The 16,075-nt window shown below is 46.2% G+C and carries 15 protein-coding genes; 8 read left to right on the top strand and 7 right to left on the bottom strand.

Translation table 11 applies throughout. The features are described from left to right. Window positions 1-44: 44 nt before the first annotated feature. Together RT717_RS10560 and RT717_RS10555 are read right to left on the bottom strand one after the other, a co-directional pair. On the bottom strand, window positions 45-218 hold the full coding sequence (locus RT717_RS10560; protein ID WP_151996684.1) for a histone H1: 174 nt from the start codon (window positions 216-218) through the stop codon (window positions 45-47). A gap of 95 nt (window positions 219-313) precedes the next feature. After that, window positions 314-1,564: an aminotransferase class I/II-fold pyridoxal phosphate-dependent enzyme gene (locus RT717_RS10555; RefSeq protein ID WP_317491699.1), complete on the bottom strand. Its 1,251-nt coding sequence runs from the start codon at window positions 1,562-1,564 to the stop codon at window positions 314-316. Between the two features lie 159 nt (window positions 1,565-1,723). On the opposite strand from RT717_RS10555, the gene RT717_RS10550 reads away from it, so the two are divergent. Genes RT717_RS10550 through RT717_RS10540 form a run of 3 tightly spaced genes read left to right on the top strand, consistent with a single transcriptional unit; the run spans window position 1,724 to window position 5,078 of the window. Then, the gene (locus RT717_RS10550; RefSeq protein ID WP_317491698.1) at window positions 1,724-3,229 is read left to right on the top strand and encodes an acetyl-CoA carboxylase biotin carboxylase subunit; all 1,506 of its coding nucleotides are present in this window, start codon (window positions 1,724-1,726) and stop codon (window positions 3,227-3,229) included. Between the two features lie 9 nt (window positions 3,230-3,238). Continuing rightward, window positions 3,239-4,540, top strand: coding sequence for a DUF1015 domain-containing protein (locus tag RT717_RS10545; RefSeq protein WP_317491697.1), 1,302 nt, complete (start codon window positions 3,239-3,241; stop codon window positions 4,538-4,540). Continuing rightward, window positions 4,506-5,078 (top strand): Maf family protein, encoded by a 573-nt coding sequence (locus tag RT717_RS10540; protein ID WP_317491696.1) that lies wholly within the window; start codon window positions 4,506-4,508, stop codon window positions 5,076-5,078. Before RT717_RS10545 ends, RT717_RS10540 begins: the two co-directional genes overlap by 35 nt. A gap of 16 nt (window positions 5,079-5,094) precedes the next feature. On the opposite strand, the gene RT717_RS10535 is transcribed toward RT717_RS10540, so the two are convergent. Further along, entirely contained in the window at window positions 5,095-6,549 is a 1,455-nt protein-coding gene (locus RT717_RS10535; RefSeq protein ID WP_317491695.1) for a gluconokinase, read from the bottom strand. A 95-nt stretch (window positions 6,550-6,644) separates the two neighbouring features. On the opposite strand from RT717_RS10535, the gene RT717_RS10530 reads away from it, so the two are divergent. Further along, window positions 6,645-7,220, top strand: coding sequence for a 2'-5' RNA ligase family protein (locus tag RT717_RS10530; protein WP_317491694.1), 576 nt, complete (start codon window positions 6,645-6,647; stop codon window positions 7,218-7,220). Between the two features lie 25 nt (window positions 7,221-7,245). Here the strand turns inward: RT717_RS10530 and RT717_RS10525 are convergent, their stop codons facing one another. After that, complete coding sequence (locus tag RT717_RS10525; RefSeq protein ID WP_317491693.1) at window positions 7,246-8,196, bottom strand: nitrilase family protein; 951 nt, start codon at window positions 8,194-8,196, stop codon at window positions 7,246-7,248. A gap of 32 nt (window positions 8,197-8,228) precedes the next feature. Continuing rightward, window positions 8,229-10,193 (bottom strand): glucosamine-6-phosphate deaminase, encoded by a 1,965-nt coding sequence (gene nagB / locus RT717_RS10520; protein ID WP_317491692.1) that lies wholly within the window; start codon window positions 10,191-10,193, stop codon window positions 8,229-8,231. A gap of 293 nt (window positions 10,194-10,486) precedes the next feature. Between nagB and RT717_RS10515 the strand changes: the two genes are divergently transcribed. Together RT717_RS10515 and RT717_RS10510 are read left to right on the top strand one after the other, a co-directional pair. Beyond that, window positions 10,487-11,659 (top strand): cation:proton antiporter, encoded by a 1,173-nt coding sequence (locus RT717_RS10515; protein ID WP_317491691.1) that lies wholly within the window; start codon window positions 10,487-10,489, stop codon window positions 11,657-11,659. Continuing rightward, window positions 11,656-11,907: a glutaredoxin family protein gene (locus RT717_RS10510; RefSeq protein ID WP_317491690.1), complete on the top strand. Its 252-nt coding sequence runs from the start codon at window positions 11,656-11,658 to the stop codon at window positions 11,905-11,907. Before RT717_RS10515 ends, RT717_RS10510 begins: the two co-directional genes overlap by 4 nt. 20 nt (window positions 11,908-11,927) lie before the next feature. Here RT717_RS10510 and RT717_RS10505 read toward each other — a convergent pair whose 3' ends face one another. Together RT717_RS10505 and RT717_RS10500 are read right to left on the bottom strand one after the other, a co-directional pair. Further along, the gene (locus RT717_RS10505) at window positions 11,928-14,588 is read right to left on the bottom strand and encodes an ABC transporter permease (protein ID WP_317491689.1); all 2,661 of its coding nucleotides are present in this window, start codon (window positions 14,586-14,588) and stop codon (window positions 11,928-11,930) included. Next, the gene (locus RT717_RS10500) at window positions 14,585-14,917 is read right to left on the bottom strand and encodes a PadR family transcriptional regulator (RefSeq protein ID WP_317491688.1); all 333 of its coding nucleotides are present in this window, start codon (window positions 14,915-14,917) and stop codon (window positions 14,585-14,587) included. Before RT717_RS10500 ends, RT717_RS10505 begins: the two co-directional genes overlap by 4 nt. A gap of 129 nt (window positions 14,918-15,046) precedes the next feature. Here RT717_RS10500 and ppgK point away from each other — a divergent pair, with 129 nt between their 5' ends. Then, a complete protein-coding gene (ppgK, locus tag RT717_RS10495; RefSeq protein WP_317491687.1) occupies window positions 15,047-15,787 on the top strand; it encodes a polyphosphate--glucose phosphotransferase in 741 nt (246 codons plus the stop codon). Between the two features lie 111 nt (window positions 15,788-15,898). Next, window positions 15,899-16,063 carry a hypothetical protein gene (locus RT717_RS10490; protein WP_317491686.1) on the top strand — a complete coding sequence of 55 codons (165 nt, stop codon included), beginning with the start codon at window positions 15,899-15,901 and terminating at the stop codon, window positions 16,061-16,063. The last annotated feature ends 12 nt before the right edge of the window (window positions 16,064-16,075 follow it).

Below are 16,075 nucleotides of genomic sequence, written 5' to 3'. Positions count from 1 at the left end.
GAAGGCCATAGATTCCTTTATAAGTAAGCAGGTTATATAACTAATTAACCGTTTTTCTTGTTCTGAACCTCAATTCTAATTTCTTGAGCTAAGTTCTTCAGCTCTTGCATGCCTTTACGTACTCTCGTACCTGCAGCTTGGTTTTCTTTGTCATAAAATTTCACGAAGTCTCCTTCAAGTGACATAACTAAATCTCTGATTTGGTCAAATCTTTTCATATGTAAGAATTTTAGGTTATTGATGAATTAAAAAGGTTGAGCAATATAAATAAATTGTTTAAAAATGCATATCCCGAGTGCTAATTTGTGGAAAACTATCCAACTGTAGCACCTTTTGACCCTGCTTTTGCATAGATTCCTTCATCTAATTTGCCTTTAACTTTTTCAAAGGCGGCAATGGTCACCTTAACGTCTTCCAGGGTATGCACAGCAGTTGGGATAATTCGGAGCATAATCACTCCTTTGGGAACCACCGGATAAACAATCATCGAGCAGAAAATACCGTGATTAGTTCGAAGGTCTCTTACAAGGTTTGCTGCCTCATAAAGATCACCTTTTAGCAACACCGGCGTGACCGGCGAGGTAGTAGTTCCAATATTAAAGCCTTTAGCCCGGAAGCCGTCTTGTACAGCACGAACAATCTTCCACAAGTTATCCTTGTGCTGAGGTTGAGTTCTTAGTATTTCCAGTCTCTTAAGCCCGCCAATGATCAAAGGCATTGGGATAGACTTGGCATAAATTTGAGACCTTGTATTGTAACGAAGGAAGTCGATAATTTCTGCTTCACCAGCCACAAAAGCACCGATGCTCGCCATAGATTTGGCGAAGGTAGAAAAGTAAAGGTCGATTTGATCCTGAACTCCCTGCTCCTCTCCTGTGCCAGCACCCGTTTTGCCCATAGTACCAAAACCATGTGCATCATCCACAAGAAGCTTGAAGTTGTATTTACTCTTGAGTGCTGCAATACCTTTCAGGTTACCCTGGTTGCCACTCATTCCGAAAACACCTTCTGTAATGACAAGGATACCACCACCAGATTCTTCAGTAAGCTTCGTAGCTCTTTGCAGTTGCTTCTCAAGACTGACCATGTCGTTGTGTGGATACACAAAACGCTTACCAATATGCAAGCGAAGACCATCTATGATACAGGCATGTGATTCTGCATCGTATACGATAACATCTTTTCTATCAACAAGAGCATCTATTACAGACATGATTCCCTGGTAACCGTAGTTCAGCAGCATCACATCATCCTTTTCTTCAAACTTGGCCAATTCTTTCTCAAGTTGCTCATGGTAGTTTGAATTGCCGGTCATCATTCTCGCACCCATTGGATAACCAAGTCCCCAATTAGCAGCTGCCTCAGCATCCACTTTTCTCACCTCCGGGTGATTGGCCAGGCCAAGGTAGTTGTTGAGACTCCAGGTAAGTACTTCCTGGCCTTTGAACATCATTCTTGGAGCGATTTCCCCTTCAAGTTTGGGGAACATGTAGTAATTATCATCGATGAACTTATGACGACCTAGTGGTCCCTTGTCCTGAAGAAGTTTCTCAAAAAGATCCATTTATTAATTTAGCGTTATCTGTGCAAGTTTTTCAAAAAACACACAAATCTAATAGGAATAATTCGGCATATCAAACCAACTTTAAATAATACATGGGGAGTTTAGAATTTATAATTGAAATAAGTAGCATTGTGCTCACTGACTGTCAAAACAACATCAATGCCCAACATTAAGAAGATATTAATTGCCAACAGAGGCGAAATAGCCCTGCGAGTGATGCGGACAGCCCGGGAAATGGGGATAAAGACTGTTGCGATATACAGCGAAGCTGATCGGAAGGCCTTGCATGTTCGCTATGCCGATGAAGCTTTCTGTGTTGGGCCACCGCCATCCAAAGAATCCTACCTTCGGATGGACGCCATCATTGACGTGGCAAAACAAGCCGGGGCTGACGCCATTCACCCCGGATATGGTTTTCTCTCCGAGAACGCTGCCTTTGCTGCGAAAGTAGCGAAGGCCGGACTTATCTTCATTGGCCCCTCTCCTGCTTCTATTGAGGTGATGGGTAGCAAGCTGGCGGCCAAGGAGGCTGTTTCTCACTACGACATACCCATGGTGCCGGGTATCCAGACTGCGATCACAGATATAGCTAAAGCCAAAAAGCAGGCTGCCGAAGTGGGCTACCCAATACTTATTAAAGCAAGTGCAGGCGGCGGCGGCAAGGGAATGAGGATTGTGAACGAGGAGAGTGAATTTGAAGAACAAATGCAAAGGGCCATCAGCGAAGCAGAATCAGCTTTTGGAGACGGTGCAGTTTTTATTGAAAAATACATTACATCGCCACGACACATAGAGGTGCAGGTGCTGGGCGACCAGCATGGCAACATCATCCATCTATTTGAAAGGGAATGCAGTATTCAGCGGCGGCATCAAAAGGTTATTGAGGAAGCACCTTCTTCCATTTATGGTGAACAGAAAAGAAAGGCTATCGGTGAAGCAGCAGTGAGAGTGGCCAAAGCATGCGACTATTATGGCGCTGGAACCGTCGAATTCATAGTAGATGAAAATCTGGATTTCTTCTTCCTTGAAATGAACACCCGCTTGCAGGTAGAGCATCCGGTCACCGAGCAGATTACAGGAATAGACCTTGTTCGGCAGCAAATATTGATTGCTGAAGGCAAGCCGCTGGAAATTAAACAAGAGGATTTAAAAATACACGGCCACTCACTGGAAGTGAGGGTATACGCAGAAGACCCGGCCAATAGCTTCTTGCCTGACATTGGAAAGCTGGTTACCTATGTGCGCCCACAGGGACTTGGTGTGCGGGTGGACGATGGCTTTGAAGAAGGCATGGATATACCTATATATTATGACCCAATGATTGCCAAGCTGACCGTGCATGCCGAAACAAGAGAACTTGCCATCGGGAGAATGCTCAGGGCCATACACGAGTACAAAATATCAGGCATAAAAACGACACTGCCATTCTGCAGTTTTGTTCTTCAGCATGAGGCCTTTGCATCGGGAAATTTCGATACCAGGTTTGTTGAGAAATACTTCACTCCGGCGTCGCTGGATGTTGGCCTAACAGAAGAGGAAGCGCAGATAGCAGCCCTCCTGGGAGTAAAGCAAATAGCTGTCAATCAAACCGGTACCATGGAAAAAACATCCAGTTCCCCGTCGGATGCAAAGTTGAGCCGGTGGAAACGAAGAGCAAAACTGTAGCAGAAAGGAATGGCAGAGATAAGACCCTTTAAAGCCTGGAGATACAACTACAAGCTGCGAAAACAAATTGACGAACTAACTTCCCCCCTTTTCGACGTTGTTTCTGAGAAGCAAAGAGCCAGGTTGTACCAAAATCCACACAATAGCATCCATTTGTCGGTGCCCCAGGGAGAGAACGCCGCCTGGAAAGCAGGGCAAACTCTCCAGCAGTGGAAGGACGAAAAAGTAATTGTTCAGGACATGGTGCCGGGCATTTATAGTTACTTCCAGTATTTTACCCTGCCTGGCGACACCAAAGAATACTGCCGCAAAGGCTTTGTTGCCTTTATCCGGGCTTACGACTGGTCGGACAAAGTGCTGATGCGACACGAAAGCACGATGCCGCATTCGGTTGACGACAGGGTGGCCATTCTCGAAGAAACGAAACTCAACGTGAGCCCCACGCACGGGTTGTATACCGACTCCGACTTCCAGATAGAGGCGATGCTGGATGCTGGCATCCAGCAGCCAATTTATGAAGCGGAAGACTATCAGGGAGTGCGGGATGTGCTCGGGGTGGTGAATGATGCGGCATCGATTCGAAAGATCGTATCAATCATGCGAGACAAGCAGATAATACTGGCGGACGGACACCACCGGTATGAGGGATCGTTGAGGTACAAAAAAATGCAACTGGCCAAAGAGCCGACGGCCACTGGCAAAGAAGCCTTCAATTACCATATGATGTACTTCACCAACACGGAGGCACACGATTTAAGAATTTTGCCTACCCATCGCCTGGTGAAAAACATCTCCGACTTTGCCCCGGCCCAACTTCTCGAAAAGCTGGCTGCTTATTTTATTATTAAACTGGTGGAAAATGCCTCCGATGTCAATGAGATCATTCTCGGTAAGCAATGGGCTTTTGGTTTACTTATGGGTGACGAGGCCTACAAAATACGACTCAAGCCAGAATGCATCGACCTCATTGACTGGAACTTTCCTGATAAAATCAAAGAGCTTGATTTGACCGTGATGCACTATTTTATTTTCGAAAAGATACTGGGCATTGCCGGCAAAGACCAAACGAGATCCGAAAAGATATCGTTCGAACGAAATTTCACTGAATGTCATTCAAGTGTATTGAGCGGAGAGGCACAGTTTGCGGTGATTACCAAAGACATATCTATCGAAACAATCAAAGAAGTGTGTTTGAGTGGGTATACCCTCCCTCAAAAGTCTACTTATTTTTACCCCAAAGTCATTTGCGGTTTTCTGTTTGGATCTATTCTAGAAGATGAATTTACGTCACCCTTTGATTCTAGCCTCTAACTCCCCCAGGAGGCAACAGCTGCTGAGAGAAGCCGGCTTTAATTTTGAAGTCTACACCGAGCAGGTGGATGAAAGCTACCCAGCCGCCTTGGAAAAAACGGGCGTGGGTGAATACCTGGCCAGGAAAAAAAGTGCCTTTTATTGCAAAAAGCTTTCCAATGCCATCATTGTCACAGCCGATACGACAGTTGTGCTGGATAACCAGCTTTTGGAAAAACCAGCCGACGAGAAAGAGGCTTTTGAAATGCTTACAAGGCTATCGGGCAGGTCACATGATGTAATTACCGGTGTCTGCATTGCAGCACCAGACGGGACTGACGCCTTTTCGGTATCAACCCGGGTAACTTTCAAAGGGTTAACCAATGGAGAAATTGATTATTATATCAGTAACTACAAACCGTTCGACAAGGCAGGTGCCTATGGCATCCAGGAGTGGATTGGCATGATTGGCATCACAGGCATAGAAGGTTCCTATTTCAATGTGGTGGGCTTACCCATTCAGGAAGTATACCAAAGGCTACTAAAGTACCGTTTGTGAGCGGCCCATTGGCACTTTAGTTGAACTCATCTTTAAGTCTGCCGTAGATTCTCTTCGATTTTTCCAGGCCATCCCTGTACACCTCTGCCTCCGCCGGGTCGGGCAAAAACTCCTTTTCGAAATGCACCAGCTTCGACGCATCTTTCAAATCGTTCAGTTCACCAATGGCATGCATGCCAAGAATAGCCGCTCCAAATGCCGAACTTTCAGCAGAATTGCACAGCCAACAAGGCTTCTGAAGCACATTGGAAAGGGTTTGAATCAGGTAATCTGACTTGGCAAAGCCGCCACTGACTACCACTTTTTCTACCTCTCCGGTTACCTGGTCAACAGTTTCCGCAATATGATGGGCTGCCTGGAAAACTCCTTCCCACACGGCCTTATAAAAATGATTTTTCGTGTGGTTCATCTGTACGCCGAAAAACACACCCTTTGACTCCGGATCCCAAATCGGCGCTCTTTCACCCAGCAGGTAAGGGAGAAAAATCAAACCGTCACTGCCGGGCCTTACAGATCGCAGCGCCTGTTCGTCAAACTCTCCATCGCCAAATTCCTTTTCGAACCACTGGGCCACCACTCCACCATTGTTAGATGGCCCGCCAACAACGTACAAGTCACTTGTGAGGATGTAGTTGAATACACTTTGCTTTTCATCTCTGACAAATTTGTCTATAGTCTTGCGGTAGGCGCTGCTGGTGCCGATGGTGAGCGAGGCGGTAGTTGCATCAAGCACTCCTGATCCCAGGTTGGCCAGGCAGCCATCACTGGCCCCGATAACCACCGGAGTATCCGCTTCAACACCAAGCTGCTGAGCGACGCCAGCTTTGAGCTTCGGGAGAATCGTCGTTGTTGGTACCACCTCAGGCAACTGCCCCTCCCTTATTCCGGCCACCTGCAACGCCAGGTCATTCCATTTTGTCGACTCGTTATTGTACAACCCGGTGGCTGAAGCCAGCGACTGATCCAACAGGTACTCCCCTGTCCATCTATGGATAATGTATTCTTTGATCGAAACGAATTTCTCTGCCCGCTGCATCAGGTCTGGTCGATTTTTTTGTAACCAGAGCAATTTGCAAAGCGGCGACATGGGGTGAATGGGTGTACCTGACGCAAAATAGATGGCAGCCCCTTCTTTACTGGCTTTTAGTTGTCTGGCTTCTTTGTCGCTTCGATTGTCCGCCCAAATAATCAGGTTCGTTATAGGTTCTCCATTTCTGCCTATCAGCATCAGCCCGTGCATGGCCGACGAGATGCTTACAGCCAGCGGCTTTTCACCTAACTGTTCAACAAGCGTGTTCAGCGCAGCCTCCGACGCATTGACAATTTGTCCCGGGTTTTGTTCAAACCAACCTTCCTGCGGAGAAATAAGAGGGTAATTATTATTGACTACTTTGAGTTGCCTGCCATCAATGCCAAATGCCACTGCCTTTGTGCTGGTAGTGCCAATGTCTAAACCTACGAGGTACTGCATCCAATTGTGTTCGAAAAACTATGATCTGTAAACTTATGGCGAATTAAATCGTTTCTTTTTACTAATATGAAAACCAAGACTAAAATTTGATCCAGATGAGCGAAAGTTCTTCCTTGTTTCCAGCCCAGAGAAGTCAGCAGGTGTTCGAATATTTGTTTTTGATCCATTTAAAAGAGATAGAAAAAGATGTTGTGGCTTTAAAAGACCGTGTTTTTAATGCCATCGGCAGCCGATATGCAGGGCATCATTCTACGCCGCACATTTCTCTTTTTAACATTTCCAGCACTGATCAAATGGACCACATGCTGGAACTGATGAATATTAGTTGGATGCCCTCCTTTCAGGTAGATGTTAATGGTTTTGACTACTACTCTCACGGGCAAAAAAGTAGAACGCTGTACGTGAACATAGAGAGAAAGGACAGCATCGTTTACCTTCAAAAGTGGCTGGCTAACTTCTTTAGGCTACGAAAGCATAGCTACGATCCGCACATTACCCTCGGGCGAACTATTCCCCTCGATTTGTTTGAGAAAGCCTGGGATGATATCAAGACCCTGCGTTTCCAAAAATCTTTTACCTGCGATAGGCTGGTTATTCTCAAAAGAAAACAGCAGAAAGAAGACCCTTTAAAGTGGGGCCCTTACAGGGAAATTATGCTGGCAAGCAATTAAAAAGACGGTTGATCGTCAACAATGGCTATGATTTCAACCAGGTGGGCTGAGTACTTGATTCATGCTCTTTGCCGATAATATCTTTATAGAGTGAAGGTCTCCTCGCCTTTCTGTAACGATAGCCACCTGCCAGTGTAAGCTTTTCCGGTGTTATGGTCGCCAGGCTTATTTCATCTTCAAAGCACTTGATTTCAGTTAAAACATCCCCATACGGGTCAAGGATAAGGGAATTGCCATTTTTCAGATGCTCCCCGTCATAGCCGATAGGGTTTGTGAAGACGTAGTACACACCATTGTCATAGGCCCTTGCTGGTAGCCAGCGGAGTAGCCAGGCCCTTCCTTTCGGGCCATCAAACTCCATGCGAAGTGGCACGGGGTCGACGTCTCTTTTTTGCCAGAGAGCATCGTCGACATAACCTCTGCCCGGCATGGCAGACGGCGTACACATGGTTACGTGTGGTGCAAAAATAACCTCGGCACCCAATAGTGCGGTGGCCCTCACATTTTCCACTACATTGTTATCGTAGCAAATCAGGATACCACACTTCCAACCCAGCAGGTCGAAAACAACATACTCGTTGCCGGGACTCAGGTATTCACTAATAAATGGATGAAGCTTACGAAACTTAGCTATCACACCATCTTTTGTTGCACACACATAGGTGTTATATACTTTGTCCCCGTCAAGTTCCACAAGGCCAGCCAACACTGCTATGTTGTGTTTTCTGGAAATGTTTATCAACTGCTGACAGCTTGGGCCATTTGGAACTGCCTCAGCCAGGCCAAATACCTCATCCTTTGAAAGGTTCTTGAAAAACGTGTAGGCTGTCACCGACATTTCATGAAAGCTGATGACGTCAGCACCCCTGTCGCTGGCTGCTTTGGCGAGCTTGTCAATGACTGAGAGATTGTAAGCTTTGTCGCCATCCTTAGGTTGAAATTGGGCGACTGCAATCTTAATTGGCTTCTTTTCCATAAAAAATAAAGGGGCTTAGCGCCCCCTTTTTGTTAAAAATAATATCTTCTAAAAGCTTCAATGGCTTCGTACTCAGCCAGGCCAAGTAAATCGTAAATCCTTGCGGTGTCGTGGTTTCGGTCTTCAGCCCGCTGCCAGAACTCTCTGGCGTCGTTGCCAGGGAACACAGCAGCGTCCTTCTGCGACTGGTGTTTGAAGATGGCCTTTCGTTTCCTCATGAGTTCGTCAGGGCTAATTGGCACAGCCATGTCGATGTTCTCAATCTCCCATTCCTGCCATGCACCTCTGTAGAGCCAAACCCTGCAGTCATCCATCCACTTCTCACCTTTCATTCTGTCAACAGCCTGGAGAATGGCGTCAAGACATACCCTGTGCGTACCGTGCGGATCCGACAAGTCACCAGCGGCATAGATTTGGTGAGGCTTCACCTTGTCAAGCAGATCCATGATGAGCTTAATATCATCCTCGCCAATAGGCTTCTTTCTCACCTTGCCAGTTTCATAGAACGGCATGTCCAGAAAGTGCATTTGCTCATCAGGAATGCCGACATACCTGGCACCCGCTTTGGCCTCTGAACGCCTGATCAAGGCTTTGATCTTCATCACTTCTGGTGTGTCTACCTCTCCTGGCTTTTTCTTTTTCAAAGCTTCCTTCACTCCTTTATAGAGATCTGTTTCCTGAGGATTGGAATAGTTGAATTCTTTTCTCAAGTCACGGAAAAAGTCAGCAAAACGGATCACATCATCGTCGAACACGGCAATATTACCAGATGTCTGGTAAGCTACATGAACCTCATGCCCCTGATCGACCAGCCTTATAAACGTACCTCCCATGCTGATTACATCGTCGTCGGGGTGTGGACTGAAGATGATCGCACGTTTTGTTGCAGGCATTGCCCTTTCTGGTCTGTGTGTATCGTCGGCATTAGGCTTTCCGCCAGGCCAACCTGTGATAGTGTGCTGCAGCTCGTTGAACAACCTGATGTTGATCTGGTAGGCGGGGCCATGCTCCGTGACCAAATCGCTCATGCCATGTTCTGCATAATCTCTGTCGGTGAGCTTGAGGACAGGCTTTTCCATCTTCTGGCAAAGCCAGATAATAGCCTTCTTCGATAAGTAATCATCCCAGGTAACCTCACCCACCAGCCATGGGGTTTTCACTCTTGTGAGCTCTGCTGAAGCAGAAATGTCGAGATAAAATTGGGTGTTTGAATGACGCTGGAGGTAAGTAGCAGGTACCTGCTCCGAAACTTCGCCCTCAATTGTTCTTGCTATAACTTTGGCTTTCCCTTCGCCCCAGGCCATCAGAATGATCTTCTTGGCTTTCATAATAGTGCCGACGCCCATGGTAATGGCATGGCGTGGGACGTTCTCCTGTGCAAAAAAGTCACTTGCGGCATCCACCCTTGTGATGTGGTCGAGGGTGATCATTCTTGTTGGAGAGGTTATTGAAGAACCTGGCTCGTTGAAACCGATGTGACCGGTGCGGCCGATGCCCAAAAGCTGTAGGTCAATACCGCCTACGCTGTCGATTTTCGCCTCATAGTTCCGGCAGTATTCGTAAACATCTTCCTTGGCCACAGTGCCATCAGGAATATTTACGTTAGCCATGTCGATGTCTACATGGTCAAACAGGTACTCCTTCATGAACCGCACATAGCTCTGCAACTCATTTGGTTGCATAGGAAAGTACTCATCCAGGTTGAATGTGATCACATTTTTGAAGCTGAGCCCCTCTTCCTTATGCATTCTTACCAACTGGTTATACACCTGCGTTGGTGTGGAACCTGTGGCAAGTCCCAGCACACACTTTTCTCCTTTGGCAGCTTTGGACTTAATCAGCTCAGCAATTTCCCTGGCCACGGTCAGCGATGCCAGCTGACTGGTAGGCAAAATCTCTGTGGGAATCCTCTCAAAACGTGTCAGTTCCTTTTTATCTACTGTTCTGATGTCAGGCACAGCGACGAAGTCGTATCCCTTGGCGGTTTTTGTTGTCATCTTGGTGTCGTTTGTTTCCAAATCTGTTGCAAGGTATAAAAAATGTGTGCGCACACAAAGCTATTTGAAAGCATTTTTTGTTTTTTCTCAATCTTCTGCACTTCTACTATCGTCGGCCCTATGGGCACCACTTCACTCCCGCTCCGGCAAGGCCTTCTTTGCTGAGTGTTGCCCTTTATATTCAATTCTCCGGCGTGAGCCTTTCAAATTACTACTTCTGCGATTGAATTTTTGCTATTGTTGGAAATTTCATGAAATTTTAGACAAAAGCATACCACCAATCCAGTTCCCCTATGCATCTTCCTATTTTACTTACTATAGGTATAATTTTCGGTATTACTATCCTGGTTGTACTTGCATGTAATTATTTTAAAATCCCTTATCTCGTTGGTTTTTTGCTGACAGGCATCATTGTGAGCCCCACCACGTTCGGCATATTAAATGGGGCCACCGAGGTGGAGGTGTTTGCGGAGATTGGTGTTATTCTGCTTCTATTTTCGGTAGGGCTTGAGTTTTCAATCAAGAACCTCCTGAAAATTAAGAAATACGTACTGGTGGGAGGCACGCTTCAAGTGATATTCACAATTCTGCTTTCAACGCTTCTTTCGAAGCTATTCGGTGTTTCATGGAACCAGGCAGTATTTCTGGGGTTTATTGTCACTTGCAGCAGCACTGCCATAGTGATCAAACAGCTTCAGGACAGAATAGAAATTCCAACGAGCCACGGCAAGCTGATCCTTGCCATTCTGTTGTTTCAAGACATTGCCATCGTTCCCATGATGCTTTTGGTTCCTATCCTGTCGGGGCAGAGTAGCGATTGGGTCATGGACATAGCCATCCTGGTACTGAAACTTGGGGCGCTTTTAGCCGGGGCTGTGCTGGCTGCCCGATACCTGATACCACCGTTTCTGGCTACGGTGATGAAAACGAAAAGCCAGGAGGTTTTTCTGATCGCTACCATTTTTATTGTTTGCATGATAACCACGATCACTTCCTACCTAGGGCTTTCGCTGGCACTGGGTGCGTTTATAGCAGGATTGATTGTGGCTGAAACTGACTACAACAAACTGGCCATCAGCTGCTTTTTACCGTTCAGGTACGTCTTTATCAGCTTCTTTTTTATATCACTTGGTATGCTCCTCGATTATCGGGTCTTTCTTGAAAACCCTTTGCTTGTGATGATGGGTGTATTCCTAATTCTCATCGTCAAGTTTTTCGGTGGCTTCCTCGCTGGAAAATCGCTCCGTGTATCTACTAAAACGGCGATCATTTCTTCGCTCATGATCATGCAAATCGGAGAGTTTTCGTTTATCCTTGTGAAAGCTGGCTTCAATCAGGGATTGATTTCAGAAACGAACTTTAAAGTTTTCATTCCGGTTGCTATCATAACAATGGCTATTACTCCGCTGGTCATTCAAAATGCCGACAGACTTTCTAATATTTTTGCCAAAACCTCTTCCGTATGAGCGAAAAGCCAAAACTTTATGGTGCCGACTGGTGCCCAAAAACATCAGGGTTTCGTAATTACCTGCAAAGTGAGTGGGTAGACTTCGAATTTCTGGACATCGAAAAAGATGACAAGGCAATGGAGGAAGTGAAGGCGATGAACGGAGGGCAGGTAAAATTCCCGATGGTAGTAGTGGGCGACGATAAAATGAAAAACCCTCCCATAGAGAAACTACGGGAGAGCTTGAAAAGAAACAAGTTGGTCTGACACCTTGCCTGTCTGGCTTACTATTCGTATTTCAGATTGTCAACCGGATTTGATCTGGCAGCCTTAAAGGATTGGAAGCTGACGGTGACCAATCCAACCAGGATGACTATCAGGCTGGACACAACGAAAGTGCCCAAACTCAGGCCTACCCTGTAAGCAAAGTCGTTGAGCCAAAGATTCATGGCATACCAGGCCAATGGAATAGCAACAATTATGGCAATCACCAACAGCACGGAAAATTCGGTGAACAGCAGCCTCACCAGTGAGAACACCTCAGCACCCAGCACTTTGCGAATACCAAGCTCCTTCTTTCTCCTTTCGGCAGTGTAAGCCGAGAGTCCAAATAGTCCCAGACAACCTATAAAGATGGCTAACCCTGAAAAAACGGCGAAGATAGTGCCCAGCTGGCTCTCCGACCGGTACTTTGCTTCGAACGACTGGTTCAGGAACTGATATTCGAAAGGAATGCCCCCGGCCACCTGACTCCATGTTTCTTCCAGATCAGCCAGGGTCCTGGAAAGGTTGTCAGTCTTTAGTCTGACAGCCATGTGGTCAGCCGAGTATTTTGTAATGAACAGTAAAACAGGCACTACATTGTTTCTCAACGACTCGAAGTGAAAATCCTTTACCACGCCGAGAACGGTGAATTCCTTTTTACCTTGTATGCCGAAATCACCAAGCACCTTGATCTTTTGGCCATGTGCCTGGTCAATCCCAAACCTTTTCGCAGCCGTCTCATTGATTACAACCCCGGAAGAATCACTTGGCATTTGGATATCGAAGTCCCGCCCGCTGACAACCTCCATTTCAAAGGTCTTTAGGTAGTCAAAATCAACAGACCATACCTGGCACGAAACTGATTCTTCGATGCTGGTGGTGCCCTCCGGAAGAAACGGCTGGTCAGAACGGAAGTCACTCAGGGGATAAAAGGATGATATAGAAGTATTTACGACAGAAGCGTTCTTGGCTAGTTCGTTCCTGAGTACTTTGCTCTTGTCTCCAAGATTACCAACATTTTCAAGTATTATTACCTGTTCTCTATCAAAGCCCAGGTCCCGGTTTTGCGTGTAATTCAATTGACTGTACACCGTAAGTGACCCGATGATAAGGAACAACGAAGTGGCGAATTGAAAAACAACCAGCACATTTCGAAACCAGCTGGCTCTGCTACCTGCCTGGTAAGTACCCTTCAAAACTGCTGTGGGCTGATACTTCGACAGATAAAAGGCTGGATAAAGCCCCGCCAATACACCAATGGCAAACACCGAAGCAACGAGATAAACCCAAACAATTGGCTGATCGAGCAGGATGTGGCCGACTTCTTTTCCGCTGAAACTGTTGAAAAGCGGCAGCAACAATACGACGAGAAGAACAGCTACCACGGAAGCCAGAAAGGCGAACAGAATAGATTCAGTAAGAAATTGGCTAATGAGCTGCCCACGCACCGATCCGAGCACCTTTTTGACTCCCACCTCCTTGGCTCTCATGGCGGCTCTTGCTGTAGACAGGTTCATGAAATTGATGCAAGCAATGACCAGAATAAACAAAGCAATGGCGCTGAAAATGTAAACGTACTCCATGCTTCCATTGGCTTCCACTTCAACGGCCAAATGTGAATTAAGGTGAATGTCGGCCACTGGTTGAAGGTAGTAGTTGATATGATCGCCACTTGCCATCATCTCATTAAAGTCCACACCCACCATTTCCTTGAGCTGCGGAGCGAAATATTTTTCATACACGGAGGCAAATTTCGCTTCAAGTCCTGTTTCGTCATTCTGGGGATTCAGTAAAAAGTAGGTGTAGTAGTTATTGCCCAGCCAAACATTGTCATTGCCTCGGTCATTTTCTATCGAAATTAAGAGCTCCGGGTGAAAATGGCTGTTTTCAGGCAAATCTTCATACACGCCCGAAACCTTTACAGTAAATCGGCCATCTATCTCTATTCTCTCTCCAACAGGATCAACGTCTCCGAATATTTTTTTGGCGGACGAATGGGACAAAACGATCGTGTTGGGTTCGGTAATGGCATCATCCAGGGAGCCGTATACTGTGGGAAACCCAAATATATCTAGCAGCCCCTGCGAAGCATAAAAGATGTTCTTTTGCTTATAAAAGGAGTCTCCTCTTTTAACCAGGCCGGTGCCGTAGGTTCGCATTTTGCCAGCCATTTCAATTTCCGGGAAGTCTTTCTGGAACGACTCTGCCATGGGAGCAGGTGTAACAGGGAAATCGAATTGGTTGTTGCCAAACCTCAGGTCTGATGCCACCCTGTATATCCTTTTATAGTCGGGATGGAACTTGTCATAACTGAGCTCATCCATCACAAAAAGCATGATAAAAAGGCAGCTTGCCAACCCTATGGCGAGGCCGGAGATGTTCAGGAAAGAATAGAACCGGTAGCGGTTCAGGTTCCTGAGGGCAATCATTAAGTTGAAACGAATCATTGTTGTTGTATTTGAGTTTGACTTTAGCTTTTTTAATGCAAAAGGGCGCAGGAAGTTGATCACATGGTACCAATAGACGATACCCGCCTTCCTCTTTCCTTTCTGCTGATATATTCTGAAATAGTACTCGGCAAGATCACCCTGCACCTCTTCCAGCAACTCACCTTTACAGAAGAATTCCAATAACCTGTCGGCCCAAATGGGTGGTCTTCCGATGTCTGGAGATGAATTGTTCATATTTTTCCAACATTCAAATCAGGCAGCTGGCTCCACAAATTGACACGCACATCCTTTGACTCAATCAGTGCCTTTTTTCCCAAACCAGTCATTTGAAAAACTCTTTTTCGTCTTCCTCCCCGCTCTTGCGTTCCTTCTGTCATACCAGACTCCACGTATCCCTTTTCTTGCAGCCTGTTGAGCGTGGCGTGCACTGCGCCTATGGCAGCACTGCGGCCTGTTTGCTTTTCAAGTTCGTCTCTGATACCCAATCCATAGGCATCCTGGCCAAGCACCCCTACTATCAACAAGATGATTTCTTCAAACTCACCCAATACGTCGCCTTTCATAGTCACTCTATTTTGTAGAACTAATACGAAGGTAGGTAGTTATTTGTTCTACAAAAGAGAGTAAAAGAATAATTTTTATATAGAAAGAGATATTATAGCTTAGCGGAAACATCCTTTAAACAGAGTACAATGGTGGTTTTAGGCATTGATATTGGTGGCACAGGCATGAAGGCAGCTCCGGTGGATACAAGGACAGGCTCATTCATGGAAGATCGGTTCAGAATCCCTACACCCTCTCCAGCCACGCCAGACGCAATGATTGCCACAGTTAAAGCCATTGTTGAACACTTTGACTGGAAAGGCATCATTGGCATTGGTTTCCCGGCTGCCATTAAGAAAGAAATCGTGATGACCGCCTCCAATATCGACGAAAAGTGGATTGGCCTCAATGCGGGTAAGGCCTTCGAAATGGCCACTGGCTGCCCTACCCACCTCATCAACGACGTAGATGCAGCTGGACTGGCCGAAGTAAAGTTTGGTGCTGGCAAAAAGGAAAAGGGTTCTGTGATCATGGTGGCTGCGGGAACGGGTATCGGCACCTCCATCTTCTACAAGAAAAGGCTTTTCCCTAATACTGAGCTGGGATATATCATGGTGAACAACACTTTCGGGGAACACTATGCATCTGCCAGTGTGAAGGAAAAGCAAGAGCTTGACTGGGACGTTTGGGGCAAAAGATTCAATGAATACCTCAAGAGGCTCGAATTTCTGCTGTGGCCCGATCTGATTGTCGTGGGCGGCGGCATCTCCAAAAAACACAAGGAATTTTTCAGGTACCTGGATCTTGACACCAAGGTGGTGCCTGCGAAGCTCAGGAACAATGCCGGTATTATTGGAGCAGCCCTCGCGGCAAAAAAAGAGTTGACCTGACACTTGTCAGAAAAACTGACAAAAGTCTTTTTCGCCTGTTGACCGATCTCATTTTCTGGTTGAGAGCCTCGTGGTAGTTTTACCACGTAGACACCATAAACCAGACGAGTAATGAGCGAGATAACTGTACCGAAATCACCCATTAGTGATGCCGCAAGGTTTTTTCACCAAAGAAAAGGCCTCATTAGGTTTGAGGAAAAACCTGTCAGGTATTCAGTCAACCATCAGACTGAGAAAAAGAAGGGCGAAAAAAGGTACACAGTGACCGTTTCATAACCATGGAGGATA

Source organism: Imperialibacter roseus (genome assembly GCF_032999765.1).
Classification (GTDB): Bacteria; Bacteroidota; Bacteroidia; order Cytophagales; family Cyclobacteriaceae; genus Imperialibacter; species Imperialibacter roseus.
This window is presented reverse-complemented; position numbering and strand designations above follow the sequence as displayed.